Annotated in this window: 23 protein-coding genes; 7 read left to right on the forward strand and 16 right to left on the reverse strand. The window is 63.0% G+C overall.

Annotation, left to right across the window (positions count from 1 at the left end; translation table 11 throughout):
• Positions 1 to 26: 26 nt before the first annotated feature.
• The 4 genes from AC5LXK_RS30320 to AC5LXK_RS30335 form a co-directional block, all read right to left on the reverse strand.
• Positions 27 to 1,418, reverse strand: coding sequence for an alkaline phosphatase (locus AC5LXK_RS30320; RefSeq protein ID WP_493392327.1), 1,392 nt, complete (start codon positions 1,416 to 1,418; stop codon positions 27 to 29).
• 32 nt (positions 1,419 to 1,450) lie between these two features.
• The gene (locus tag AC5LXK_RS30325) at positions 1,451 to 2,884 is read right to left on the reverse strand and encodes an alkaline phosphatase (RefSeq protein WP_493392328.1); all 1,434 of its coding nucleotides are present in this window, start codon (positions 2,882 to 2,884) and stop codon (positions 1,451 to 1,453) included.
• A 153-nt stretch (positions 2,885 to 3,037) separates the two neighbouring features.
• The gene (locus AC5LXK_RS30330; protein WP_493392329.1) at positions 3,038 to 3,628 is read right to left on the reverse strand and encodes a class I SAM-dependent methyltransferase; all 591 of its coding nucleotides are present in this window, start codon (positions 3,626 to 3,628) and stop codon (positions 3,038 to 3,040) included.
• 227 nt (positions 3,629 to 3,855) lie between these two features.
• Positions 3,856 to 4,839, reverse strand: a complete 984-nt coding sequence (locus tag AC5LXK_RS30335; RefSeq protein ID WP_493392330.1) for an aldo/keto reductase — start codon at positions 4,837 to 4,839, stop codon at positions 3,856 to 3,858.
• A 112-nt stretch (positions 4,840 to 4,951) separates the two neighbouring features.
• Here AC5LXK_RS30335 and AC5LXK_RS30340 point away from each other — a divergent pair, with 112 nt between their 5' ends.
• On the forward strand, positions 4,952 to 5,869 hold the full coding sequence (locus AC5LXK_RS30340; protein ID WP_493392331.1) for a LysR family transcriptional regulator: 918 nt from the start codon (positions 4,952 to 4,954) through the stop codon (positions 5,867 to 5,869).
• A gap of 32 nt (positions 5,870 to 5,901) precedes the next feature.
• Here the strand turns inward: AC5LXK_RS30340 and AC5LXK_RS30345 are convergent, their stop codons facing one another.
• The 3 genes from AC5LXK_RS30345 to AC5LXK_RS30355 all read right to left on the reverse strand — a co-directional run bounded on the left by AC5LXK_RS30345 (position 5,902) and on the right by AC5LXK_RS30355 (position 8,890).
• The gene (locus tag AC5LXK_RS30345; protein ID WP_493392332.1) at positions 5,902 to 6,342 is read right to left on the reverse strand and encodes a GNAT family N-acetyltransferase; all 441 of its coding nucleotides are present in this window, start codon (positions 6,340 to 6,342) and stop codon (positions 5,902 to 5,904) included.
• 62 nt (positions 6,343 to 6,404) lie between these two features.
• A complete protein-coding gene (gene poxB / locus AC5LXK_RS30350; RefSeq protein ID WP_493392333.1) occupies positions 6,405 to 8,126 on the reverse strand; it encodes a ubiquinone-dependent pyruvate dehydrogenase in 1,722 nt (573 codons plus the stop codon).
• A 236-nt stretch (positions 8,127 to 8,362) separates the two neighbouring features.
• Positions 8,363 to 8,890 (reverse strand): Lrp/AsnC family transcriptional regulator, encoded by a 528-nt coding sequence (locus tag AC5LXK_RS30355; RefSeq protein WP_493392334.1) that lies wholly within the window; start codon positions 8,888 to 8,890, stop codon positions 8,363 to 8,365.
• Positions 8,891 to 9,054: 164 nt separating this feature from the next.
• Between AC5LXK_RS30355 and mdeB the strand changes: the two genes are divergently transcribed.
• Positions 9,055 to 11,787, forward strand: coding sequence for an alpha-ketoglutarate dehydrogenase (gene mdeB, locus AC5LXK_RS30360; protein WP_493392335.1), 2,733 nt, complete (start codon positions 9,055 to 9,057; stop codon positions 11,785 to 11,787).
• A 128-nt stretch (positions 11,788 to 11,915) separates the two neighbouring features.
• Here the strand turns inward: mdeB and AC5LXK_RS30365 are convergent, their stop codons facing one another.
• Positions 11,916 to 12,416 carry an Lrp/AsnC family transcriptional regulator gene (locus tag AC5LXK_RS30365; RefSeq protein ID WP_493392336.1) on the reverse strand — a complete coding sequence of 167 codons (501 nt, stop codon included), beginning with the start codon at positions 12,414 to 12,416 and terminating at the stop codon, positions 11,916 to 11,918.
• A 197-nt stretch (positions 12,417 to 12,613) separates the two neighbouring features.
• On the opposite strand from AC5LXK_RS30365, the gene AC5LXK_RS30370 reads away from it, so the two are divergent.
• Complete coding sequence (locus AC5LXK_RS30370) at positions 12,614 to 13,630, forward strand: 1-aminocyclopropane-1-carboxylate deaminase (RefSeq protein WP_493392337.1); 1,017 nt, start codon at positions 12,614 to 12,616, stop codon at positions 13,628 to 13,630.
• A gap of 56 nt (positions 13,631 to 13,686) precedes the next feature.
• Here AC5LXK_RS30370 and AC5LXK_RS30375 read toward each other — a convergent pair whose 3' ends face one another.
• The 3 genes from AC5LXK_RS30375 to AC5LXK_RS30385 form a co-directional block, all read right to left on the reverse strand.
• Positions 13,687 to 13,887: a hypothetical protein gene (locus AC5LXK_RS30375; protein ID WP_493392338.1), complete on the reverse strand. Its 201-nt coding sequence runs from the start codon at positions 13,885 to 13,887 to the stop codon at positions 13,687 to 13,689.
• 105 nt (positions 13,888 to 13,992) lie between these two features.
• A complete protein-coding gene (locus tag AC5LXK_RS30380; RefSeq protein ID WP_493392339.1) occupies positions 13,993 to 14,475 on the reverse strand; it encodes a hypothetical protein in 483 nt (160 codons plus the stop codon).
• Positions 14,466 to 15,002 (reverse strand): pilus assembly protein, encoded by a 537-nt coding sequence (locus AC5LXK_RS30385; protein WP_493392340.1) that lies wholly within the window; start codon positions 15,000 to 15,002, stop codon positions 14,466 to 14,468. The genes AC5LXK_RS30380 and AC5LXK_RS30385 overlap by 10 nt, the downstream gene beginning before the upstream one ends.
• Positions 15,003 to 15,314: 312 nt before the next feature.
• Between AC5LXK_RS30385 and AC5LXK_RS30390 the strand changes: the two genes are divergently transcribed.
• Positions 15,315 to 15,515 (forward strand): hypothetical protein, encoded by a 201-nt coding sequence (locus tag AC5LXK_RS30390; RefSeq protein WP_493392341.1) that lies wholly within the window; start codon positions 15,315 to 15,317, stop codon positions 15,513 to 15,515.
• A 119-nt stretch (positions 15,516 to 15,634) separates the two neighbouring features.
• Here the strand turns inward: AC5LXK_RS30390 and AC5LXK_RS30395 are convergent, their stop codons facing one another.
• From AC5LXK_RS30395 to AC5LXK_RS30415, 5 genes are all read right to left on the reverse strand, one after another.
• Positions 15,635 to 16,300, reverse strand: coding sequence for a hypothetical protein (locus AC5LXK_RS30395; RefSeq protein ID WP_493392342.1), 666 nt, complete (start codon positions 16,298 to 16,300; stop codon positions 15,635 to 15,637).
• A 14-nt stretch (positions 16,301 to 16,314) separates the two neighbouring features.
• Positions 16,315 to 16,869 carry a CS1 type fimbrial major subunit gene (locus AC5LXK_RS30400; RefSeq protein WP_493392343.1) on the reverse strand — a complete coding sequence of 185 codons (555 nt, stop codon included), beginning with the start codon at positions 16,867 to 16,869 and terminating at the stop codon, positions 16,315 to 16,317.
• Positions 16,870 to 16,877: 8 nt separating this feature from the next.
• Positions 16,878 to 17,873, reverse strand: coding sequence for a hypothetical protein (locus AC5LXK_RS30405; protein WP_493392344.1), 996 nt, complete (start codon positions 17,871 to 17,873; stop codon positions 16,878 to 16,880).
• A gap of 29 nt (positions 17,874 to 17,902) precedes the next feature.
• A complete protein-coding gene (locus tag AC5LXK_RS30410) occupies positions 17,903 to 20,032 on the reverse strand; it encodes a TcfC E-set like domain-containing protein (protein ID WP_493394085.1) in 2,130 nt (709 codons plus the stop codon).
• A 229-nt stretch (positions 20,033 to 20,261) separates the two neighbouring features.
• Positions 20,262 to 20,792, reverse strand: coding sequence for a CS1 type fimbrial major subunit (locus AC5LXK_RS30415; protein WP_493392345.1), 531 nt, complete (start codon positions 20,790 to 20,792; stop codon positions 20,262 to 20,264).
• A gap of 591 nt (positions 20,793 to 21,383) precedes the next feature.
• Here AC5LXK_RS30415 and AC5LXK_RS30420 point away from each other — a divergent pair.
• The 3 genes from AC5LXK_RS30420 (at position 21,384) to AC5LXK_RS30430 (ending at position 24,405) form a co-directional block, all read left to right on the forward strand.
• Complete coding sequence (locus AC5LXK_RS30420; RefSeq protein ID WP_493392346.1) at positions 21,384 to 22,385, forward strand: fimbrial protein; 1,002 nt, start codon at positions 21,384 to 21,386, stop codon at positions 22,383 to 22,385.
• Between the two features lie 549 nt (positions 22,386 to 22,934).
• Positions 22,935 to 23,525, forward strand: a complete 591-nt coding sequence (locus AC5LXK_RS30425) for a fimbrial protein (RefSeq protein ID WP_493392347.1) — start codon at positions 22,935 to 22,937, stop codon at positions 23,523 to 23,525.
• Positions 23,526 to 23,658: 133 nt separating this feature from the next.
• Positions 23,659 to 24,405, forward strand: coding sequence for a fimbrial biogenesis chaperone (locus AC5LXK_RS30430; RefSeq protein WP_493392348.1), 747 nt, complete (start codon positions 23,659 to 23,661; stop codon positions 24,403 to 24,405).
• Positions 24,406 to 24,452 lie beyond the last annotated feature (47 nt).

Here is a 24,452-nt window from a genome sequence, read left to right on the forward strand (position 1 = left end):
CCCGTTCATACACGCGATCATCGGGCTCAGAAGCCGAACGCCGAGCGCACGAGACCGAACACCTTCGTGTTGTCGATCGTGCCCTTGAACGCCTTCGCGTCCGCGCCGTCGGCAAACAGCATCACGTCGCCGCCGCCGTGCGTCTCGGAACCCGCGCTGCCCATCCGCACGCCGACTTCCTGCAGATACGCCTCGTTCGTCGCGGTGGCCGAATCGACCGACGTGCGCACGTTCGGCCGGTTCGCGCCGTTGCCGAACACGAGCGTCGTGTAGGTATTGCCGTCGGCATCCTTGCTCGGCTGGCCATCGCGATAGTTGCGGCTGATGTCGAGAATGGGATTGCCGCGCTTCGAATAGCCGTTGATCGTCATCGTGTGGTCGTGGTCGGCCGTCACGACGATCAGCGTATTCGACAGGTCGACCTTCGACAGCGCGACGCGGATCGCTTCGTCGAACGCCGCCGTATCCTCGAGCGCGCGCTTCGCGTTGGTGCCGTGCAGCGCGTGATCGATCCGGCCGCCTTCGACCATCAGGAAATAGCCGTTCGAATTCTTCGACAACACGTCGATCGCCTTCGACGTCATGTCGGCCAGGCTCGGCTGCGTCGGCCCTTCGCCCTTGCCCGCGACGCGGTCGAGTTCATACTCGAGATGGCTCGTCGAACTGAAGAGGCCGACCAGCTTGCCGTTGCCGGCCTGCGCGAGCTGATCCTTGGTCGCGACGACCGTGTAGCCCTTCGTCTTCATTTCGTTGAGCAGGTTGCGCCCGTCCGCGCGCCCGCGCTTGTTCGACACCGAATCGAACGGCGTCCAGTGGTTGCGGCCGCCGCCCATCAGCACGTCGACGCCGTCGCCGAGCGCCGCGTTGTAGCCGGCGCCGCCCGGTGCCGCCTGCGCGGCGATGTCGTACTGCGCATCGCGATGGCAGATGTGCGAATAGGTCGCGGCCGGCGTCGCGTGCGTGAGCTCGGTCGTCGTGATCGCGCCGACCGCCTTGCCGCGTGCCTTCGCCAGTTCCAGCAGCGTCGAGACCGGCTGACCGTTACCCGGCGCGCAGTTGTTGACCGTCTTGTTGCCGTTGGCGTCATTGCCCGGCGCGACCGCCCGCGTGTCGGACGACATCGACAGCACTTCGTTGTTCATCTTCACGCCGGTCATGTACGCGGCCATCGACGGTGCGCTGTCGGTCGTCTGCGCGTCGTTCGAGAAGGTCTTGACGCGCGCGGTGCGGGCCAGCTTCTCCATCGTCAGTTGTCCCGACTCACCGACCTTGTAGATCCGGCTCGCCGTCACCGTCGTCGGCCCCATGCCGTCGCCGAGAAAGAAAATCACGTTCTTCGCCTGGCCGGCGGCCTGCGCCGCGCCGCACGCGAAACCCGCGACGGCCAGCGCCGCCGCGATGCATTTGATGGTCGACATCCTGTATTCCCCTGTACCCGTGTTGTCGGCGCTCAAAGCTGCACCGCGTTGCGCACCAGCTCGAAAACCTTGTTGTTCTCGATCACGCCGTGGAACGCATCCGCGCCGCGACCGATCGCACCGAGGAACACATCGGTGCCGCCGTGCGTCTCGTTGCCCTTGTCCATCCGCACCACCGCCTCCTGGCGATAGTCGTCGGCGCCCGTCACCGCATCGGTGAGCGCGGTGCCCGCGCGGCTGCCCTGCACGCGGTTCTCGCCGTTGCCGAAGCCGATGATCGTGTACGGCGCGCCGTCCGCGTCCTTCGCGATCGCGCCCGTCTGATAGCTGCGCAGCACGCCGAGCACACCGGGCTTGCCCGCTTCGGTCTTGCCGGTGCGCGCCGCATAGCCGTTCAGCACCAGCGTGTGGTCGTGATCGGCCGTGACGACGATCAGCGTGTTCTTCAGGTCGGGATCGGTCTTGCGCACCTTGTCGAGCGTCGCCTTGATCGCGTTGTCGAACGCAACCGTGTCCTGCAGCGCGCGCTTCGCATTGGTGTCGTGCAGCGCGTGATCGATCCGGCCGCCCTCGACCATCAGGAAATAGCCGTTCGGGTTGTTCTGCAGCACGTCGAGCGCACGCGTCGCCATGTCGGTGAGGCTCGGCTCTTTGGTCGCGCCGCGATCGAGGTCGTAGCTCATGTGGCTCGACGAGAACAGGCCGACCAGCTTGCCGCTCTTCGTCGCGTCGGCGGACAGCAGATCGTCGCGGTTCTGCGCGACCGCGTAGCCCTTCGCCTTCAGCTCGTTAACCAGGTTGCGGCCGTCGGTGCGCTTGCCGCCGCCGTCCTTCGGCACGAAGAACTGCGTGCCGCCGCCGAGCACGACGTCGACGCCGTCACCCAGCGCGCCGTTGTAGCCCGCGCCGCCCGGCACGAGCTGCGCGGCGATGTCGTTCTCGGCATCGCGATGGCACACGTGCGCATAGGTCGCAGCAGGCGTCGCGTGCGTGACGCGGGTGGTCGTCACGACACCGGTGGCCAGCCCCTTCGCCTTCGCGATTTCGAGCAACGTCGCTGCCGACTTGCCGTTGTTCGCGCCGCAGTTGCCGGTGAGGCCGGCCGTCGGCTCGATCGCCTTCGTGTCCGGCGACATCGAGATCACTTCGTTGTTGGTCTTCACGCCGGTCATGTACGCCGACATCGACGGCGCGCTGTCCGTCACCTGTGCGTCGTTCGAGTAGGTCTTCACGAACGCGGTTTCCGGCAGCGTGTCGATCGTGAGCGCGCCGTCTTCGCCGACGCCGTAGATGCGCGCGGCCGTCAGCGTCGTCATCCCCATCCCGTCGCCAAGGAAGAAGATCACGTTGCGCGCCGCCGCCTTCACGGGCGCGGGCGTCGAGCTGGTCGGGCCGTCGTCGCTGCCGCAGCCGGCCAGCGCAAAGGCGCCGGCACACAGCAGCGCCGCCATTTTGATTCGATTCATGTACCGGTTCTCCCCGCCGTTGATGCTTTCGAAATGAAAGGCGATGGTAGGAACCGGATGTGACGTCAATGTGAATGGTAATTGGAAGGATTCGTATGGCTGATGAAAGAATCCATCGAAGCGCCGTGTCCGGCCGCCTCGCGCACGGCCGGGTCAGCCGGCGTGTTCGGCGGCGGCGCAGCGTACGGTCACGATGCGCGCCGGCGGGATATTTGCCCAGACGATGCGGCTGTCGCGGGTAACGAATGCCGGATCGCCGAGCGGATGACGGCTAGGCGGCCGCAGGTCGTACGTGAACTGGATCATCACGCCGTCGGCCGACAGCACGCGATGGCATTGGTCGACGATCGCCGTCACGGCCTCGCGCGGCAGCGTGCGCAGCGGCAGGCACGACACGATCGCATCGACGCGCGCATCGGGCGGCAGCAGTCGTTCGAGCTGCCGCGCATCGCCCGACACGATCGAGATCCCGGGAAAGCGCCGTCGCAGGTGCTGCACAAACGCCGGCGCGCGTTCGACCACGACGAGGCGCTGCGGCGCGACGCCGCGCTCGAGCAATGCCGCGGTGATCGCGCCGGTGCCGCCGCCGAGTTCGACGACCAGCCCGTCGCCGTCCGGCACCGCGTCGGCCATCTCGCGCGCCAGGTGCCGCGAACTCGGGCACAACGCGCCCACCGCGGCCGGCCGGCCGACCCACTCGCGCACGAACAGTGCCGAGACCCGCCACGCGTTCGGCCACATCATCGGCAGACCTTGAGCGGTTGCGCCGTCGGCTTCGACGTGCCGGCGGCTTCATGAAACAGCGCTACGGCGACACGGGGCGTTGGCATGCGCATCCTCCTGGACGAATCGGTCCGTCGCAGGAAGAGCGACGATCAAATCGATTCTAGGAAACGCAAACTTAAGGCGACGTGAAGATTGTCCCTGATTTGCCTGATCAATTCGTGCCCGATCGGCCGCCGGGCGCCCGGTCAGCGGTCGACGCGCTGCTGCAGGTGCGCGGGGTAACGTTCGCCGACGATCCGGATCTGCTGCAGCGCGGCCTCGATCGCGGCGAGATCGTCGGCCGTCAGCGTGACGGCGGCCGCGCCGACGTTCTCGTCGAGCCGGTGCAGCTTCGTCGTGCCCGGAATCGGCACGATCCACGGTTTGCGGGCCAGCAGCCACGCCAGCGCGATCTGCGCGCGCGTCGCGCCTTTGTCGGTCGCGATCCGGCCGAGCAGATCGACGAGGCCCGCATTGGCCTTGCGGTTTTCCTCGGAGAACCGCGGCACGACATTGCGGAAATCGTTGTCGGCGAACGTCGTGTTCGCATCGATCGCGCCAGTCAGGAAGCCTTTCCCGAGCGGGCTGAACGGCACGAAGCCGATGCCGAGTTCCTCGAGCGTCGGCAGAATCCGCGCCTCCGGCTCGCGCCACCACAGCGAGTACTCGCTCTGCAGCGCGGCGACCGGTTGCACCGCGTGCGCGCGGCGAATCGTCTGCTCGCCGGCTTCCGACAGCCCGAAGTGCGCGACCTTGCCCTCGCGGATCAGGTCCTTGACCGTGCCGGCCACGTCCTCGATCGGCACGTTCGGATCGACGCGATGCTGATAGAACAGATCGATGCGATCGACCTTCAGCCGCTTCAGCGCCGCCTCGGCCACCTCACGGATATGCGACGGCCGGCTGTCGACGCCCTTCATCGCCTCGCCGTTCTCGAAGCCGAACTTGGTGGCGATCACGACCTGGTCGCGAAACGGCGCAACCGCCTCGCCGACCAGTTCCTCGTTGACGAACGGGCCATACGCTTCCGCCGTATCGAAGAACGTCACGCCACGCTCGAACGCGGCACGAATCAGCGCGACGGCGCTGGTCTTGTCGGTCGCCGGGCCGTAGCCGTAACTCAATCCCATGCAGCCGAGCCCGATTGCCGAGACTTCGAGGCCGCTGTTTCCCAGTGCACGTTTTTGCATCACTTGCTCCTGCCGAAAGTTGAAGGCGAATGTCGAGGAAACCAGTGTAGGTTGATGGATACCGCTCAACAATCGGCGTACCATTTCATGCGTTATTGAGGAAATTTCACAAATGCTGCGCACGGGCATCGGCGAACTGACGACTTTCATCACGATCGCGGAGCAGCGCAGCTTCAGCGGGGCGGCGCGCATCCTGGGCGTCTCGCCGTCGGCGCTGAGCCATGCGATCCGCCACCTCGAAGCGCGGCTCGGCGTGCGCCTGTTCAACCGCACGACGCGTTCCGTCGCGCTGACGGAAGCCGGCGAACAGCTGCTGTTGCGCGTACGGCCCGCGGTGGTCGATCTCGAGGATGCGCTGAACGATGCCGCGACCGCCCGCAACCGGCCGTCCGGCCAGATCCGGATCAGCGCATCGGAAGCGGCCTCGCGTCCGCTGATCCTGCACGTGCTGCCGGCGTTCGCCGCGCGCTATCCCGATATCCATGTCGAATTCGTCGTCGATTCGCGGCTGATCGACATCGTCGAGCACGGCTTCGACGCCGGCATCCGCGTGCACGAAGACGTGCCGCGCGACATGATCGCGGTGCGCTTCGGCGATCCGATGCGCTTCGTCGCGGTGGCGTCGCCCGCCTACCTGTCGCGGCACGCCGCGCCGGAGAGCCCGCAGGACCTCACGCGTTACCCGTGCATCCGCTTCCGGTTCGAAAGCGGCGCACTGTATCGCTGGGACCTGATGCGCGACGGCAAGCGCGTGAGCGTCGATGTCGACGGGCCGCTGACGCTCGGCAACCAGAACCTGATGATCGATGCCGCACTGTCCGGCATCGGGATCGCATGGGTCGCGGAATCGCGCGTGACCGATCACCTGGCAGCCGGACAACTGGTGCGCGTGCTGCCCGAGTGGAGCCAGACCTTCGACGGCCTGTGCCTCTACTATCCGGCGAACCGCCATCCACCGGCCGCGCTGCGGCTCTTCATCGAAGCCGTGCGCGAATGGGCAGCTGCCGGACGCGAAGCAGCCGCGGACTGAGCGCACGCGGCACGCGAATCTGGCCGGCGCGTTCAGCGCGTCGAACGCATCAGGATGTTCGCGAACGGCAGGCCGTCGTCGTCTTCGTCGCGCCGTGAAATTTCCTCGAAGCCCAGCCGTTCGTAAAACGCGCACGCGCCGCGATTGTCGGCGTAGACCTCCAGGTCGAGCGCGCCCTTGATCGCGAGCGCATGCTCGACCAGCGCGCGGCCGATCCCGTGGCCATGCATCGACGGCGCGACGAACAACCCGCCGATCGACGCATCGAGCAGGCCGATGAAGCCCACCGGCTCGTCCGCTCGACACGCGACCCAGGTTTCCGAACGAGGCAGGTAGATGTCCTCGACGAGCGTGCGCTGCCGGCGCAGGCGCGCAGCGCCGAGGAACGGATGCGCGAGCAGCGATGCATCGAACCAGATGGCCGACAGTGCGTGCAGGTCGGATGGCGTATAGGCGCGAATCGGGATATCCATGCTTCCGTGTTGTTCGACCGGCTGTGCAGAACGGGCGCGGCCTCGACGCGCCCCGTCCCGCCTCACCGCAGGTTGGTTCTCGCGAGCTCGACGATCTCGTCGCCGCGCCCGCTGAGGATCGCGCGCAGCATGAACAGGCTGAAACCCTTCGCATGCGCGAGCTCGATCTTCGGCGGCATCGCCAGCTCGTACTTCGACGTGACGACGTCGACCACCGCCGGCCCGTCATGCGCTAACGCCATGCGCAGTGCTTCCTCGACGTTCTCCGAATGTTCGACGCGCACGCTGAAGATGCCCGCGCCCTTCGCGATCGCCGCGAAATCGGTCGGACTCAGGTCGACGTTCGTGTCGAGATAGCCGGCCGCCTTCAGTTCCATCGACACGAAGCCGAGCAGGCTGTTGTTGTACACGACGATCTTGATCGGCAGGTTGAGCTGGCGCGCGCTCAGCAGATCGCCGAGCAGCATCGACAGCCCGCCGTCGCCGGACAGCGACACGACCTGCCGGCCCGGATGCGCGCCCTGCGCGCCGAGCGCCTGCGGCATCGCGTTCGCCATCGACCCGTGATTGAACGACCCGTGCAGTTGCCGCTTGCCGTTCATCGTCAGGTAGCGCGCGGCCCACAGCGTCGGCGTGCCGACGTCGGCCGTGAAAATCGCGTCGTCGGCCGCGACTTCGTCGACGATCTTCGTCAGGTACTGCGGATGAATCGCGCGGCCCGGCGGCTCGGCCACCGCGAGATCGTCGAGCCCCTGGCGCGCCGCCGCGTAGTGCTTCAGCGCATTCTCGAGGAAGCGCCGCTGCGTCTTGCGCGTCAGGCGCGGCAGCAGCGCCGTGATCGTTTCCTTCACGGTGCCGACGAGGCCGAGCGCGAGCGGCGCGCGGTGGCCGAGCTGCGAGCCCTTCCAGTCGATCTGCGCGACCTTCGCATTCGCCGGATAAAACGGCCGGTACGGGAAATCCGTGCCGAGCATCAGCAGCGTGTCGCACGATTCCATCGCGTGATAGCCCGAGCTGAAGCCGATCAGCCCCGTCATTCCGACGTCGAACGGGTTGTCCCACTCGACGAACTGCTTGCCGCGCAACGCATGCACGACCGGTGCGCCGAGCGTGTCGGCCAGCGCGACCACTTCGTCGTGCGCGCCCTGCGTGCCGCTGCCGCACAGCAGCGTGACCGCGTCCGACGCGTTGAGGAGCGCCGCGAGCCGGTCGAGATCGGCATCGGCCGGCAGGATCGACGGCGGCGACGATTCGCTCCACGCAGGCGCCTCTTCCGGGCCGTCGCCGAGCGCGATATCGCCCGGCAGCACGATCACCGCGACGCCGCGCTCCTCGATCGCGGTGCGCATCGCCCGCGCGAGCACGCGCGGAAACTGCGACGCATTCGTCACGAGTTCGGCGAAGTGGCTGCACTCGCGGAACAGTTCCTGCGGATGGGTTTCCTGGAAGTAGCCGAGGCCGATCTCGGTCGACGGGATGTGCGCGGCGATCGCGAGCACCGGCTGGTGATTGCGGTGGCAGTCGTACAGCCCGTTGATCAGGTGCAGGTTGCCGGGGCCGCAGCTGCCCGCGCACACCGCGAGCCGCCCGGTCGACGCCGCATCGGCGCCGGCCGCGAACGCGGCGCTTTCCTCGTGCCGCGTATGCATCCAGCGGATCGAGCCGATCTGGCCCAGGCTGAACGACAGGCCGTTCAGGCTGTCGCCCGTCACGCCCCAGATGCGCTCGACGCCCGCTGCCGCCAGCGTCTTCGCCAGATATTCCGCCATCGTCTGTCTTGCCATGATGCCCTCATTCGTTGATTGACCGAGACATGCATGAACCGTCCGCGCATTCACCTGCGCCGTCGACCGGACGAGCATACGCGCGTTGCCCGCTCGACGTCGTGGCCGCGAGAGCGATCCGACTGACGTATGAGGGGCGTTCACGCGATTCGTTCGATGCGCGGTGTGCGCGCATTCGTTCGTCATCGAATCGTCACCGCCGCGTCAGCCCGTGGACAGCCCGACGGCCGGCGCGTTCAGCTCCAGTCGGACGCCGCTTCGTCCGGATCGACGAGCGTGAGCCCCGCCGCCGGCAGCGGCAGCGCGGTCTTGTAGCGCACCTGCTTCAGCGCGAAGCTCGACCGGATGTTCGACACGCCGGGGATCGTCGTCAGCCGCTCGATGATGAAGCGCTCGAGCGTGCGCATGTCGGGCATCACGACGCGCAGCAGGTAATCGGCGTCGCCCGACATCAGATAGCACTCCATCACCTCGGGCCGGTGCGAGATCGCCTCTTCGAAGCGCTGCAACGCATCCTCGACCTGCTTTTCCAGGCTGACCTGGATGAACACGTTGATCCGCAGCCCGAGCGGCTCGGGATCGAGCAGCGTGACCTGCTGCCGGAACAGCCCGAGCTTCTCCAGCGCGCGCACGCGGTTGAAACACGGGGTGGCCGACAGGTTCACCGCCTTCGCGAGTTCCGCGTTCGTGATCCGCGCGTTCTGCTGAAGCTGGTTCAGGATGCCGATGTCGATGCGGTCGAGCCGCCGCGGGTTTGCGCTCATGGTCGAAATATTCCGGAAGAGTGGCCATAACCGGAATATTTACACTATCCGCGATGGAAATCCCAATGAAATCAGACGCATATTTTGCCGATCGGCGGGTAGCATGATCCGACCGATTGCCACTGATTGCGCGCCGCCCCGAACCGGCGCGCGGGAGACCTGCGATGACGGACCTGTCGAACGGAATCGACGCCACGCGGCGCGCGGGCCTCGCGCACGCCGATGCCGACCCCGAAGAAACCGCCGAATGGCTGGAAGCGCTCGATGCGGTCGTCGCGCACGTCGGCAAGGATCGCGCGCAATTCCTGCTCGACCGGCTCGCCGCCCATGCGCACACGCGCGGGCTCGCGGCGGCACGCGGAGCCGTCACGCCGTACGTGAACACGATCGCCGCGCATGAGCAGCCGGCGTATCCGGGCGACGCCGATCTCGAAGAACGGCTGTCGGCCGCGCTGCGCTGGAACGCGCTCGCGATGGTCGTGCGCGCGAACCGCGCGTACGGCGAACTCGGCGGCCACATCGCGAGCTACGCGTCGGCGTCCGACCTGTTCGAAGTCGGCTTCAACCATTTCTTCCGCGCGGCGACGGCTGACGACAACGACGGAAGCGGCGCCGGCGGCGACCTCGTCTACTTCCAGCCGCATTCGTCGCCGGGCGTCTATGCGCGTGCGTATCTCGAAGGCTTCCTCGACGAGGAACACCTGAAGCACTACCGCCGCGAAATCGCCGGGCCCGGCCTGTGTTCGTATCCGCATCCGTGGCTGATGCCCGACTTCTGGCAGTTCCCGACCGGCTCGATGGGCATCGGCCCGATCAACGCGATCTACCAGGCGCGTTTCATGCGCTACCTGCAGCATCGCGGCCTCGCGAACACCGCGAACCGCACCGTGTGGGGCTTCTTCGGCGACGGCGAGATGGACGAGCCCGAATCGCTCGGCGCGCTGTCGCTCGCCGCGCGCGACGGCCTCGACAACCTCGTGTTCGTGATCAACTGCAACCTGCAGCGGCTCGACGGCCCGGTGCGCGGCAACGGCCGCGTGATCGACGAGCTCGAGGCGCTGTTCGCCGGCGCCGGCTGGAACGTGATCAAGGTGTTGTGGGGTTCCGACTGGGATCCGCTGTTCGCACGCGATCACGCGGGCGCCCTCGCCCGTGCGTTCGCCGATACCGTCGACGGCCAGTTCCAGACCTTCTCCGCGAACGACGGCGCGTACAACCGCGCACGCTTCTTCAGCCGCGACCCGACGCTCGACGCGCTCGCCGCCCAGCTCACCGACGCGGAGATCGACCGCCTGCGCCGCGGCGGCCACGACGCGCGCAAGCTGCACGCCGCGTATGCGCGCGCGCTCGGCCATCGCGGCCAGCCGACCGTGATCCTCGCGAAGACGATGAAAGGTTACGGGATGGGCGCGGCCGGCCAGGGGCGGATGACGACCCACCAGCAGAAGAAGCTCGACGTCGACGACCTCAAGGCGTTCCGCGACCGCTTCCGCCTGCCGCTGTCGGATCTCGACGTCGAGCAGCTCACGTTCTACAAACCGGCCGAAGACAGCCGCGAGATGCGTTACCTGCATGCTCGCCGGGCTGCCCTGGGCGGCTATCTGCCCAGAAGGCGGATGGCGGCATCGAAGGGGCTGACCGTCCCGCCGATGCCGGCCTGGGGTGCGTTCGCGCTGGAAGCGGCGAACCGCGAGATGTCGACGACGATGGCGCTCGTGCGCATGCTGGCCGCGCTGCTGAAGGATCCTGCGCTCGGCCCGCGCGTCGTGCCGATCGTCGCGGACGAAGCGCGCACGTTCGGGATGGCGAGCCTGTTCCGGCAGGTCGGCATCTATTCGCCGCTTGGGCAGCGCTACGAGCCCGAGGATCTCGGCTCGATGCTGTACTACCGCGAGGACACGCGCGGCCAGATTCTCGAGGAAGGGATTTCGGAGGCCGGCGCGGTGTCGTCGTGGATCGCCGCCGCGACCGCGTACAGCGTGCACGACCTGCCGATGCTGCCGTTCTACATCTACTACTCGATGTTCGGCTTCCAGCGCATCGGCGACCTGATCTGGGCGGCCGCCGACCAGCGCTCGCGCGGCTTCCTCGTCGGCGCGACGTCCGGCCGCACGACGCTCGGCGGCGAGGGCCTGCAGCACCAGGACGGCAGCAGCCATCTCGCCGCTTCGACGATCCCGAACTGCCGCGCGTACGATCCGGCGCTCGCATACGAAGTCGCGACGATCGTCGATGCCGGCATGCGCGAGATGGTCGAGCAGCAGCGCGACGTGTTCTATTACGTGACCGTCATGAACGAGAACTACGCGCAGCCGTCGATGCCCGACGACGACGCGGCCGCGCGACGCGAAGGCATCCTGAAGGGGATGCACCGGCTGCCGTCCGGTTCGAACGCAACGGCGCGCGTGCAGTTGCTCGGCGCGGGCGCGATCCTCGGCGAAGTGCTCGCCGCGCAGCGGATGCTGAAGGATGAATGGGACATCGATGCAGACGTGTGGAGCGTGACGAGCTTCAGCGAACTGCAGCGCGACGGGATGGAAGCCGAGCGGCTGTCGCGGCTCTGTGCGACGGCGGATGAGCCGTATGTCACGCGGACGCTTGCGGCAACGCAAGGCCCGGTGATCGCCGCGACCGACTACGTGCGCGCCGTGCCCGAGCTGATCCGCGCGTATGTGCCGCGCCGCTACGTGACGCTCGGTACCGACGGGTTCGGCCGCAGCGACACGCGCGAAGCGTTGCGTGCGTTCTTCGAGGTCGATCGCGCGAGCATCGTGCTTGCCGCGCTGAAGGCGCTGGCCGATGACGGTGAAATCGATGCGCAGGTGGTCCACGCGGCGCGCGAACGGCTCGGCAAGCGTGCACAATCGCCCGATGGTGCCGCACCCTGGCAGCGCTGAGCGCACGCACGTTCTCCATCACGCCACGCTGCCCCTTTCGGCAACGCCATCAATCTCTCCCTTTTCCGCCGGGCGTGCTGCTGTAACGCAGCACGCCCGGCCGGCCATTCGTCACGCATGCCGCCGCGCTACAGCGGCAGCGCGTGCGTCGACAAGATCTCCTTGAGCACCATGAACGAGCGCACCTGCCGCACACCCGGCAGGTAAAGCAGCTGCTCGGCGTGCAGCCGGTTGAAGCTGTCGTTGTCGCGCGTGCGCACCAGCATGAAGTAGTCGAATTCGCCGGTCACGACGTGGCACTCGACGCACCCCGACACTTTCTGCGCGGCCTTCTCGAACGCGGCGAACGCTTCCGGCGTCGAGCGATCGAGCACGAAGCCGATCACGACCAGCATCCCGGCCCCGAGCGGCTTCGGGTCGAGCAACGCGACGATGCCGCGGATCAACCCCATTTCCTTCAGTCGCTCGACACGCCGCAGGCACGCGGGCGCGCTCAGCTTCACCTTCGCCGCGAGGCTCACGTTCGAGATCGATGCGTCCTGCTGCAACTGCCGCAGGATCGCGCGGTCGATGCGATCGAGCGCCGGCGCGGCGTCGGCCGGTGTTGCATTGCTGCGATCTAATTTCATTGCGTCATCCTCCACTTCAACGAATCGAAATTGTTTATTCCATGATCGTCTCGTCGATAACGTAGGTCACATCCATTTATTTCGCAAGCTCATTTCTCGCGCTTCTGCCTATCATTTTTCTCATCGGAACACGGCCTGCCGGCCTGACCCGATCGATCCGATTTCCCGCCCAGTCCACTGCTTTCCGGAGCCCGCCGATGAACCTGCAACGCTTCCCCCGTTATCCGCTGACGTTCGGCCCGACGCCCATCCAGCCGCTCAAGCGCCTGAGCGCGCATCTCGGCGGCAAGGTCGAGCTGTACGCGAAACGCGAGGACTGCAACAGCGGCCTCGCGTTCGGCGGCAACAAGACGCGCAAGCTCGAATACCTCATCCCCGATGCGCTCGCGCAAGGCGCGGACACGCTCGTGTCGATCGGCGGCGTGCAGTCGAACCAGACGCGCCAGGTTGCAGCCGTCGCCGCGCATCTCGGGATGAAGTGCGTGCTCGTGCAGGAGCACTGGGTCAACTATGAGGATCCGGTGTACGACCGCGTCGGCAACATCCAGCTGTCGCGGATGATGGGTGCCGACGTGCGGCTGGTATCCGACGGCTTCGACATCGGCATCCGCCGCAGCTGGGAAGAAGCGATGGAGAGCGTGCGACAGGCGGGTGGCAAGCCGTATCCGATTCCGGCCGGCTGTTCCGAGCATCCGCTTGGCGGGCTCGGGTTCGTCGGCTTCGCGGAAGAGGTGCGTGCGCAGGAAGCGGAACTCGGGTTCAAGTTCGATTACGTCGTCGTCTGCTCGGTGACGGGCAGCACGCAGGCAGGGATGATCGTCGGCTTCGCGGCCGACGGGCGCGCGGATCGCGTGATCGGCATCGATGCGTCGGCGAAGCCCGAACAGACGCGCGAACAGATCACGCGGATTGCGCGCCATACGGCCGAGCTGGTCAGCCTTGGTCGCGATATCGTCCCGCAGGATGTCGTGCTCGATACGCGGTACGGCGGGCCCGAGTATGGGTTGCCGAGCGACGGCACGCTGGAAGCGATTCGTCTGTGCGCGCGGCTGGAAGGCATGCTGACCGATCCCGTCTATGAAGGGAAATCGATGCACGGGATGATCGACAAGGTGCGGCTCGGGGAATTCGAACCGGGGTCGAAGGTGCTGTACGCGCATCTCGGCGGGGTGCCTGCGTTGAGCGCGTATAGCAGGATTTTCGCGGAAGGTTGAGGCAGGCAGGGCGCATGCGCAGCATGCGCCCACTTCGGCTCCGCGCATATGCCCGACTATCGCAATACCGTCATCTCGATGTCGCCGTAGTACCTCGTCCGTTCGGTTACATCGGACGGACGAGTCTTCCACCACCACTTGTAGAGGCCGAGCTTGAAATAGGCCTGATCGTCGGTCGGGAACGCGTTCGGTACGCCCGCGACATGCACGACGCGCTCTCCGTTCCGGAACACGTCGGTCTGCACTTCGACGCCCAACTGCGCGTTCCAGCGATTGATGAAGTTCTATTTGCGCGGCCACGTGATCGCCACGAACAGCAACCGCTCCCCCAAGCGACGGATATCGATTGACGACTCACATCGCTACCGATCCGAACCGCTGCGTTGATAAATCACGACGCCATACCCGATGCTGATCAATATCGGTGCTGCCAAACCGTCTTGCGCGCCATTGGTCACCGCCACGCGCTGCGTCGGGCGAAACGTGACTCGCCACACCTGCGTCTGTTGCGGCTCACCAAACGCCTTCATGTTCATCTGGTATGTCTGACCGGGCGCCAGCGCGAGCCGATTCGGCTGAACCAGCAAGCCGGGCCGTTCGACCTCGGTGACCGGAACGAGACGCTCCGGATACTCCCCAGGGTTCGTCACCAGATGCTGATCGATATTCAGGTAGAGCGGCGTATCGCCCACATTCTCTACATTCAGTTCGCCGGCCGGCTTACCAGGTTCCAGCGTCAATTCGACGCGAGACAGCTTCAGGACGCCCTCGGCCATGCAGGACGAACACGCCAACGCGACGAGCATGGGCAGTGCGACACGTAACCCGGCCGCCATCACGGACATGTCAGCGTCGCGGGATTGTCGTCGACCTGCATCGACATATGCTTCGTCGCAAAATGCTGCGGCGTGCCGGGAAACACGGCGATCGTTTGCGGCGTCTTCACCTTGTCATAGACGACATTCGCAAACACCTGACGCACATTGCCGGTATTTTCGAGCGTCATGCCGTTGGCGTCGCAACGATGCGTCCACGCCGATTTCTGCTTGCCTGGCGCCGGCATGTGCCGGACCAGTACGCCGTAGCCGATCGCCACCGACATCGGCGCAGTGATCTTGTCGTCCGGCGCATTGTCGATCTTCAGCGACCTGACGGGCAGGACGTACAACCGATACAGTTCTTCCTGCTCCGGTTCGGCCAGCGACTTCAGCGTGATCGAACGCGTCTGGCTCGGGCCGAGCGTCAGCTTGTCGGGACTCGCCAGCATGCCCGGCCGTGCAACGTCACCCAGATCCACCTTCTTTTCCGGCGTGACGCCGGGGTTCATGACCTTCTGCACGTTGATGTTCAGATATAGCGGCGCGTCGCCCATGTTCCTGACCGTCACGGTCTGCTCGTGCGCATTGAAGACCTTCGTGGATGCCGGCATCACCATCAACTCGCCTTCCGCGTGAGCGAATTCGGCCGAAGCCATCAGCATGCCGAACAACAGTAAAAGCGGCGTCACTCGTTTCATTGCATATCCTCTGTTAGATTTTCGCGATCGTCATTTGCAGCGAAATGCGTTTTCCGTTGCGTCCTTCGGATCGCATGTCGTACGGTTGTATTCGTTCGCGACCATCGCGAACCTCGGCCTCTTCTTGCAGACAACCGAGCGCAGACGAAGCCCCATGGCGGCGACCTGTTGAACAACGCCTGGATCACGCCCAGCCTGCGGCTCGCACTGCAGGCGTATCGCTGCGTATCGCCCAACGGCAATCAGGTCGGACTGATTGCCCGCGTCATCGAAGCAAGCTCTACCGTCGGCATGGTCGGCAGTACCGCTACCGTCCGCCTCGACCTCGGTTCGGTTGACGGCAGCAGGCACTTCGCGCCGATGCGGTAGCGCTCCGTGAAGCCGGCCGGTATCGGCCTGCCGGATACGTGAAATTGAAGACTCAGCGAGCACGGCCCGGGACGCGCACGAAATTCCGAGACTCGCAACGTGCTCGGTCATTCGTCAAACTAACGTCCCTCGCAGATTTGATGCCCCGGGATCTCGACCACGCGCCCCGGAACGGAAATAGGCACGCCCGGATAGACGTTGAAACCATCCAATGCCACGTGGTCGGCCTTTGCTCCAGCGACACGGTATCGAACGGTTCCCGTCGCCTTCAGCAAAGCCCCGTCGGCTTCACACGCTACTGCGAGCTTCTCGTGTTGCTTGGCAGGTAGCTGTCGAACCAGACCACTAAAGGCCAAGTTGACGACAACGCTTCCCGACGTCGTTTTCGAATCCGTACCCAATACCTTGACGATCGGCTTCACATCGAGCCGGTACACCACCTCGGTCTCGACCGGTTTCACGGCTTTGAGCGTGACAACCTTCGTCTGTCCCGGGCCCAGGCTCATGCGAAACGGCGAAGCATAGAGAGATGGCTGGCTGACTTCGGTCACGGGATCGAGTTGCTCCTCGTCCACCGGTACGCCCGGATTACGCAAACGCGACAACGAAATGCTGACGTACTCCGCCCGTTCGCCGTTATTGATCACTCTGACCTTCGCGATACCCTGCTCGATCGTGATCTCTTTCGGAATCAGATCGATTGCCGCGAACGACGACACCGGCACGCTCAAACCAACCGCCACACCGACGACAGCCGATACCGAACAAAGCCTCGCCATGCTCATGTATTCATCTCGCATCAAGGTGCCTTGATCAAAGGTTCGAACGTCATGGACAGGACACCGCTATATGTGCCGGTAGTACTCTTGAAGTCACCCACTGGGGGATACGCCGACACCGCAAGACTGTAGTAGCCCACCGAATCGACATCGGGCGCCGGCGCCGCAGGATTCCGAAACTCGATATTGCTTCCGACCACGAGTGGGATGAGCGTCCCGCTCTCCGCCCCAAGCTTGACAACAGGGGTTCGGAATACCATCGCCGGATTCGACTGATGCGTGATCGCCAACGGCGAATCCAGCCGAACCTGAAACACGCCGGTCGTCGACACCACCTTCAAACGTGCCTGCACTTCGTAGGGTGTGTCCCATCCACCTAGTTGCTCCATCTTCAGGCCCCCGTCAAACCAGGTGCCTTTGTCATCGGTAACGAACAAGTTGTTCGGTCGCTTCACGCGTGCGGTGACTTTGCTGGAAATTTTTCCAGTCAGCGTCACGTCAACCGTTTCGGAGAACGCTGTCAGATGAAACATGCCGAACAAAATCACAAGCACGTACTTTGCCGAATTGGACACGCCACCCCCTATGACTTCGTAATGACAGTGAATGTCAATACATCGCTATAATCCCCCTCCTTCATCGACGACTTCACCGATGCGTTAAATACAGGCACAAAACACGTTGCCCCGGAGCTATCCAGCTCGACCGCACTAAAATTTGAATTCGGCAAATTGAAAGAACCCACACCACCAACCATTTTCACGGAATACGGGACAATCTGCGCTGAATCATCAGCATTCTTCAGCTGAAATTTATTATTGGCAATGCCATTTGAATTAGTTGCATAGATGATAAATTTCTTGCTCTCAACCATCGATGCGGTGTAAGTCAAACACAGCTGATCCTTTCTTGCCGTGAATATTTTTTCACTCTCACCCACCGGCAACTCGCCCAAATCCCAATCAGGGGCAGTCATATTGATGGAAATAGCAGGCGGCGGGGGCAACGTCGGATCAATCATTGCGCACGTACCATCTTCTTGATAAGCGCCTATATAGGCGCTTTTCGAATTCTCCAAATACATCCCATTCAGATACAAATTCCCCGCACGGATCGAAACTGCCTGCCACTGCTTGACAGCATGAGCCGTCAAAGCAACCTTCACATTAGTCGAAAATGCATACGGATCGGACCAGGGTCTCTGGTACAAAGAAGAAAACACTGCATATTCATCTGTCGAGGACTCCGCGCCGTGCCTCTTGTCATCCAAATACGCCCCTCCGCTATTCAACGGCATAGGAACCATTGACCCGTTTTTGTCATAGGTATACACCACAATAGCTCGCGATAGAAACAATCCGTACTTTTCATCAAACGGCGCCACCGTTGATTTAAATTTAATCGTCACATTCGCATAGGCCCCTTCGTTCCCCACCCGCTTCACCCACGAACAACTACTGTACCCATCGATAATCGAGGCTTCTGTCACGTTTGCTTTTGCAAATACCACCTCACACATACCAAACTGAACAATTGCCACCATCACAATGAGCAGTGAAAGTGAGTTGTGCTTTTTCATTGATCTTTCTCTTGGATAGTTAGCAACCACTACTTGCAAATGAAGCGACTTTCCTTGGCATTCCTCAGATCACACGTCACTTGACTCCCTTCGCGTTCGACGGTAATGGTGGCGAGAAACTTCTTGCTGACCATGGAGAACAACCCGTTCTTGTGAGCCGTATCTCCCGTCTCGACGATCGTTCCGGTGACCGGCTTCCCGCCCTCGTCTTCCAGGAAGCCGCTGTAAATCATGCTGATGTCGACGCGCGCCTTCGCCGAATACACCTGCCCCGGATGCGCCCGTACGACATTCGCCGGCACTTCGATGTTCATGTCCAGATTCTCGTTGTTGCCGAACACGCGAGCGAACGGCACATCGTTGTATGCGTTGAGCGGCACAGCGTAGGTACCGCCGCCCGCTACCGGGCTACCTTCGACGTTGAATCCGTACTTCATGCCGTCCAGATTCGGTGTCCTCAGCAATAACGCGCTGCCGCTCGAGCTGTAGCGCCCGAAAGCCACACCGTCCTTGCTTGCCGCGACCATGCCGCGATAGTTGAAGTCGACGTTGCTGCCGCCATTGCCGGCGCCGAGGTTCAGCGATGCATCGCCGCGCGTACCGGAACGCGTGCCGTAAAGATTGACTCCGTAGTTGTTGCCCGCACGGTTGCCCGAGACACCGACCGTCGACATGCCGAAGCCGTCCGTGAAATCCTTGCGGACATCCCCGCTCAGCGTTGTCTGGCCGCCCGAATGGGCGGCACTGAAGCTTCCCTGGACCTTGTCCAGCGTCATCGTCGTGTTGAAATACACGCCGTATCCACCGCCACCGCTCTGGTAGCCGCCTTTCTGCACACCGAGCGCGAACGTCGCCCACAGGCCGTTCGGCCGGTAGTTCCAGCGGACTTCCGCCTGATGCGATGCCCCGCCGAAGCCGGCCTTCTGGTAGTTGTAGCCGAGAATCACCTTGCGGACGTTACGGCTATACGACACGCTCGTGCTCGGCTGCCCGCTGTAGAAACGCGACACGTCCGTGCTCTGGTAACGGCTCACCGTCAAGCTGCCGAGCGCCTCGCTGGCCATCGAGATGTTGATGTAACCACCCACGCCACGCTCACCGCCCAGCACACCGAGCGTCGGTGCGATATCAAGGCCCGCAACCTGCGTCGGGCGCGTGACGTTGATTTCCGCCGCCCACTTGCCGCCCTGACCGGCCAGCGCCGATGCGTTCATGTAGAACTGCTTCAGGTTGCGGCTGACCGCAGCTTCGAGCAAAACCCCGCCGCTGCCCATCTCCTTGCCGGCCGTGAAATGCCACGCATTGCCGGAGGCGCCGAAGTTCAGGTTGTTGACTTCACGGCGCTCGCGGCTGACCACGTTGCCGTTGCGATCCACAAGGCGGACTTCGAGCGAGTAGTAGCCGCCCGGCAGGTCGGCAAAACTGATTTCGTTACGGCCGATCGATGCCGGCCGCTTCAGGATCAGACGGTCGTTGCGGTAAAACTCGTAGTTGCCTTCGGCCGTCGCATACAGGATCAACGAACCGGCGTTGGTATTGACTTTCAGGTGCGCCTGGCTGCCGACCGTCACGAACTGATCGAAGCTCGGCGATAGCAGCGTGCTGACCGATCCCGATGAATAGTCAATGCTGTTTTGCCTACCCGCACGCACATACGTACTGGCAAAATTCTTCTGAAGATAGTACGACGACACGCCACGGTCGTTGCCGCTGTAACCACGCGCGGTCGTCTGGTTTGCGTACCAGCTCACATAGCCGAAACTCTGCGACGGCAGCCCGACCCAGGTGTTGGCGTTGATGTTCGCCGCGCGGTAGCCGTCGGACGACGCGCGCAAGTCGAACGACTGGTTGTTGACGATACCCAGATTCGTCTGCGGCGCGACGTAGTCCTCCCGAGCGTCACGGATGGCGATCGACCGCTTCAGCTTGTCGACGGTGACGTGGTAGCCGTCGATCTCCAGATCGCAGCCCTTGCTGCAGCGCTTGTAATCGAGTTGTGCGACGACACGCTTGAGCGTCGCGACATCGTCCGCCGAAATACCGTTTGCTTCGAATTTCGCGGCATCGAACGTCAGCACGCCATCCGTTTGCGAGAAACCGATAAACCCTGGCAGGGTCTGCCCGTTGAACGTCGCAACGAAATTGGCCGTATCGTCCATTTCGGCCGCACTGAATCCCTCCGGGACGCCGTACGAAATCTTCACCTCTGCAAATGCATGCGACGAAGCGAATAGAAACGCACCCAACCACAGCTTGTTGAAGCGAAAAGGGATTTGATCGGCGAACACGCTTTATCTGCTCTACGGGGGAAGAGAGGGGATGGGCATGAAGAAACTTGCCAGCCCTGTGTAGGGAGGAAGCCCTGCAGCGAGGGCTTCCCGCGCCCCCTTACTTCGTTTCTGCCGCGGCCAGCGGCTCGAACACGGCGACGAGATCGCCGCTGTAGCTGCCGTTCGTGCTCAGCGTGCCGACTTGCGTGGGCGCGTCGACGCTGATCTTCAGATCGTGGATTTCGTCGTAGCCGCCGTTGCCGGTGGTGGTCTGCGTGATCTTCTGGACTGCGCCGAACTGGACTTCCGAGTCGCCCGCGGTGCTGCCCATCGTGACCTTCACGTTCTTCATTTCGTACTTGCCGTTCGACATCTTCAGCGGCTGCGCCAGCGAGACGTTGAAATCGGGGTTCTTCGTCCACACGCGAACCGGCAGCGACTTCGAGAACTTCGTCTGCGTGTAGTCGTTGGCCTCCAGCGCTTCCGTGCCGTACCAGGTCGAGCCGTCCGGCTTCGACACGAAGATGCCGTCGTTGATTTGTGCCGTCAGGGTGACCTTCTTCGACGTCGCGTCGGCTTGCGCCGTATTTGCCACGCCGAACAGTGCCGTGGTCACGCCCAGCGCCAGAACGAGTTTGTTGAGTTTCATCGGATGGTCTCTATAAAGCGAGTTTCGGAAACGAGTTGTCGAGATTAATCAACACTCAGTACGTGGAAGATCATTTCCACTGACGCTATTTTCCGAGAGAGACTTCCGGCACTGAATAGGATGCCCCTTACAACTACGGCAGCAAAGGGTCGTACCGGTACGAATATTTAATCCCCGAGAATTCGATCTCACGAATACCCGATCACGTTTGCACCTGCAAGGTGTCTGACGACGCTAAATCACATCAGCCGCATCGCAGGATTCTGATGTTCGGCGGCATCGGCTGGCCGCCACTCGGGCATCATCCGTTCATACGCTCCTTCATCCGACAACACGCCGCTCGACATGTATTGCCGAAATCACATCTTCACCATGCCTTGCATACCGAGACGCATTACGCTCACTTCCTGAGTTTCAATTTAGTACTTGTCCCATTAGATCTCGATGAGCTTTCGTACATTTCCCGTACAAAGCACACAATAAATCCAATAGTCTTAACGACTTCCTCTTATCCCTGCTCCGAATCGACAATGCACTGGCGACAGGCGAATGCGTTCGCGTGAGCAGCCGCCCTCTCATCACGAGTCCGCCATGAAACGTCTAACCTTATGCGCCGCCGCTGCCGCGATCGCATCACTCCCGGCTTCCGCTTTCGCGAAGTGCACGGTCGAACTCAATGACGGAACGCCCGTCGACGCCCAGGAACTGGTTTTTCCAGCCTTCAAACCCGCCGTTTTCGATCCCAACGTTCCCGACGGAACCGTCCTGTTTGAAAGCGCCGGCACGGCAAGCGGCCAGGCGGCCCAGGTGACTTGCGACGCCAACGCCGGCAAACGGATTTATGCCGGTGTCGGCACTTACAACGAAACCTACAAGACTTACCCCACCCCCATCTCGGGAATCGGCTATCGGATCAGGGGAGCGCTCAACCCCGATCAATGGTGGCCACAAAGCGATATCTACAACGGCAAGTGGCCACCTTTGGGCGGCGGGGCAAACTTCACGATCCAGTTGGTCAAGACAGGGCCGATCACGGCCACCGGCAGTTTGTCCGGCCTGGTCGGTACGACGAGTTTCCCTGATCACGACAACAAGGTCGTTCGACGCATCATGATGACGGGCGGACTGCCGATCAGGCCGACCGTACCGACATGCACCGTACAGAAATCCGCCATCGGCGTTCCGCTCGGCTTCGTCACCACATACGCCCTTGATCAGGGGAACTCTTCGCCATACAAACCGTTCTCGATCGATCTCAAGTGTTCGGGTGGCTCGACGGGAACCGCGACCAAGATGCACGTCACCCTGACCGACGCGACCGACCCTGCCAATCGAAGCGGCCTGCTGTCGCTGTCATCCACTGGCGCCAACGCGGCGCAGGGGGTCGCCGTCGAGATCCGGCGCGCGGACGATTCGGTCGTCCATTTCGGTCCCGATTCGGCAGCAACCGGCAATCCCAATCAATGGTTCATCGGCACATTCGGCAATATCGACGTGTCGATTCCGATGAAGGCGCATTATGTGAAAGTACCGGGCACGGTCAAGGCAGGCGAGGCCAATGCCAAGGCTACATTCACGATGAGCTATCAATAACCTTCGATGTCCGGGCGGGCCTCCTTCGCGGAGGCATCCGCTTGCGCGTGGCAAATCCGGCCGCCCACGTTACGCGATCGCAACGCAGCGCCTGCGCTCCCAAGCCGACGTTCAGCTTCGCCTCCTAAAGCAACGCAGCCGCCGCTCCCCATTCAACACGACCAACGCCTGACAAACGGCATCGTCCGACGTGACGCATGGCGACATTCGTCATGCGCCGCCATACCCCATCCACATTCGGCGAGGATGCGGCCTGAATGGATCGCGGCCCTCCACTTCGATCGCTTTATTCCGCCCACTCGTCACCACTCTCTGACATTGCATGGGCAGATCTTCGAGCAAAACGATTCAATGCGATTCGTAAAAACTGGATTTCTTAATAATTTCGTACTTGTCCCATGCTTATCAAAAAACCAATCGTTCTCGTCCTGTTTAGACAAGTCCCACAAGTCCAGATAATTGATCCTGATTCGCATCGCTCCATCTCAATGCACGCATTACATGGTGCGTCGCGTTTCATCACATCAACCATCCGTAAGGGATCAAACAATGAAACTCGCGACGAGTACTAAAGTCATTTCCACGCTTCTGGCAGTTGCCGGCATCGGCCTGACGTCGGCCGCTCACGCTGCTGACGGCACGATCACGTTCACCGGCAACGTTACCGCGTCGACCTGCAAGATCGACGGCTCGGACGCCTCGCTCACGGCCGACAAGTCCGTCACGATGCCGACGGTCAGCGCACGCTCGCTGAACGCGTCCGGCTCGGTCGCAGGCCGTACGGCATTCGGTTTCGCACTGACGGGTTGCAAGGTCGACGACGAAACGAGCAAGGGCAACCCGACCAAGGTCCAGGTCGCGTTCGAAAACGCAACCAACGTGACGACCGACGGCAAGCTGTCGCTCGACAAGGGCACGACCGAAGCACCGGAGGCCTCCAATGTCGTGCTGCAGATCCTGAACGACAAGCAGGAGCCGATCAAGGTGGGTGCCAACACGCCGGACCAGAACTCGCAAGTCGTGTCGATCAACACGGACGGCACGGCGCAACTGAACTTCTTCGCCGAATACCTGGCAACGGGCGCGGCAACCGGCGGTTCGGCCAACTCGAAGGTCCAGTACTCGCTGACCTACCAGTAACACGACGCATGTTCGAGGCCTGCCCGTCAGGGCAGCCTCGTCAGCGACGCGCGTTGCGCGTCGCTTCCCTCCGTTGTCCCTGTAACACCCATCGACGGAAATCATCACCACGCCCTTACTATTCCGAGCCGCCATGAAAGTCATCCCCCGATCGTTCAACGCCATTGCCCTGATATCCGCCCTGTTCGCCTCGCACGCTTATGCCAGCGTGGTGATCTCCGGCACCCGTGTGATCTTCCCCGGGGACGAACGCGAGGTGACGGTCAAGCTGACGAACGACGGCAAGATCCCCGCACTGGTGCAGACGTGGATCGACCGCGGCGATCAGGATGCGTCGCCGGATACGGTCGAGGTGCCGTTCGTGATGACGCCTGCGATGTTCCGCATGGAACCGAACAAAGGTCAGACGCTCCGCCTGATCTATACGCACGATCCGCTCCCGTCGGACAAGGAATCGCTGTTCTGGCTCAACGTGCTCGAGATTCCGCCGAAAGCAACGGATGGCGCCGATCGCAACCAGCTTCAGATCGCATTCCGCTCCCGTATCAAGCTCATGTTCCGTCCGAAAGGATTGCCGGACAGCTCGGCTGCGGCACCGGCCAAACTGAACTGGAAAGTCGCGCATGACGCAAATGGCAAGTATGTGCTGAAGGCATCCAATCCGACGCCTTACGTCGTCAATCTCGGCAGCATCCAGTTTCAATCCGGCGGCCACAAGTTCGAAGCCGGTTCGGGCTACGTACTGCCAGGCGTCAGCCAGGATTTCCCGATCCAGGGGCTTGGCTCGCCGCCGTCACCCGATGCCAAGGTCCGGTTCGGCAGCATCAACGACTGGGGCGCATCGACCAACAACGAGCAGCCCGTTTCGCTGCAGCCTTGACGCCGAATTTCGCGCATCGCGATTGCCTGTGAGGGAGGCATCCGTTT

This window comes from Burkholderia pulmonis (assembly GCF_984667975.1).

Excerpts from the sequence above, each read along its gene's own strand:
- AC5LXK_RS30345 (WP_493392332.1), bottom strand. The coding sequence starts at position 6,342 with ATGGATATCCCGATTCGCGCCTATACGCCATCCGACCTGCACGCACTG.
- AC5LXK_RS30335 (WP_493392330.1), bottom strand. The coding sequence starts at position 4,839 with ATGCAAAAACGTGCACTGGGAAACAGCGGCCTCGAAGTCTCGGCAATC.
- AC5LXK_RS30430 (WP_493392348.1), top strand. The coding sequence starts at position 23,659 with ATGAAAGTCATCCCCCGATCGTTCAACGCCATTGCCCTGATATCCGCC.
- AC5LXK_RS30405 (WP_493392344.1), bottom strand. The coding sequence starts at position 17,873 with ATGAAAAAGCACAACTCACTTTCACTGCTCATTGTGATGGTGGCAATT.
- AC5LXK_RS30370 (WP_493392337.1), top strand. The coding sequence starts at position 12,614 with ATGAACCTGCAACGCTTCCCCCGTTATCCGCTGACGTTCGGCCCGACG.
- AC5LXK_RS30320 (WP_493392327.1), bottom strand. The coding sequence starts at position 1,418 with ATGTCGACCATCAAATGCATCGCGGCGGCGCTGGCCGTCGCGGGTTTC.
- poxB (WP_493392333.1), bottom strand. The coding sequence starts at position 8,126 with ATGGCAAGACAGACGATGGCGGAATATCTGGCGAAGACGCTGGCGGCA.
- AC5LXK_RS30355 (WP_493392334.1), bottom strand. The coding sequence starts at position 8,890 with ATGAGCGCAAACCCGCGGCGGCTCGACCGCATCGACATCGGCATCCTG.
- AC5LXK_RS30415 (WP_493392345.1), bottom strand. The coding sequence starts at position 20,792 with ATGAAACTCAACAAACTCGTTCTGGCGCTGGGCGTGACCACGGCACTG.
- AC5LXK_RS30330 (WP_493392329.1), bottom strand. The coding sequence starts at position 3,628 with ATGATGTGGCCGAACGCGTGGCGGGTCTCGGCACTGTTCGTGCGCGAG.
- AC5LXK_RS30385 (WP_493392340.1), bottom strand. The coding sequence starts at position 15,002 with ATGGGCGACGCGCCGCTATATCTGAACATCAACGTGCAGAAGGTCATG.
- AC5LXK_RS30365 (WP_493392336.1), bottom strand. The coding sequence starts at position 12,416 with ATGAAATTAGATCGCAGCAATGCAACACCGGCCGACGCCGCGCCGGCG.
- AC5LXK_RS30425 (WP_493392347.1), top strand. The coding sequence starts at position 22,935 with ATGAAACTCGCGACGAGTACTAAAGTCATTTCCACGCTTCTGGCAGTT.
- AC5LXK_RS30325 (WP_493392328.1), bottom strand. The coding sequence starts at position 2,884 with ATGAATCGAATCAAAATGGCGGCGCTGCTGTGTGCCGGCGCCTTTGCG.
- AC5LXK_RS30380 (WP_493392339.1), bottom strand. The coding sequence starts at position 14,475 with ATGTCCGTGATGGCGGCCGGGTTACGTGTCGCACTGCCCATGCTCGTC.
- mdeB (WP_493392335.1), top strand. The coding sequence starts at position 9,055 with ATGACGGACCTGTCGAACGGAATCGACGCCACGCGGCGCGCGGGCCTC.
- AC5LXK_RS30410 (WP_493394085.1), bottom strand. The coding sequence starts at position 20,032 with ATGGACGATACGGCCAATTTCGTTGCGACGTTCAACGGGCAGACCCTG.
- AC5LXK_RS30395 (WP_493392342.1), bottom strand. The coding sequence starts at position 16,300 with ATGAGCATGGCGAGGCTTTGTTCGGTATCGGCTGTCGTCGGTGTGGCG.
- AC5LXK_RS30420 (WP_493392346.1), top strand. The coding sequence starts at position 21,384 with ATGAAACGTCTAACCTTATGCGCCGCCGCTGCCGCGATCGCATCACTC.
- AC5LXK_RS30340 (WP_493392331.1), top strand. The coding sequence starts at position 4,952 with ATGCTGCGCACGGGCATCGGCGAACTGACGACTTTCATCACGATCGCG.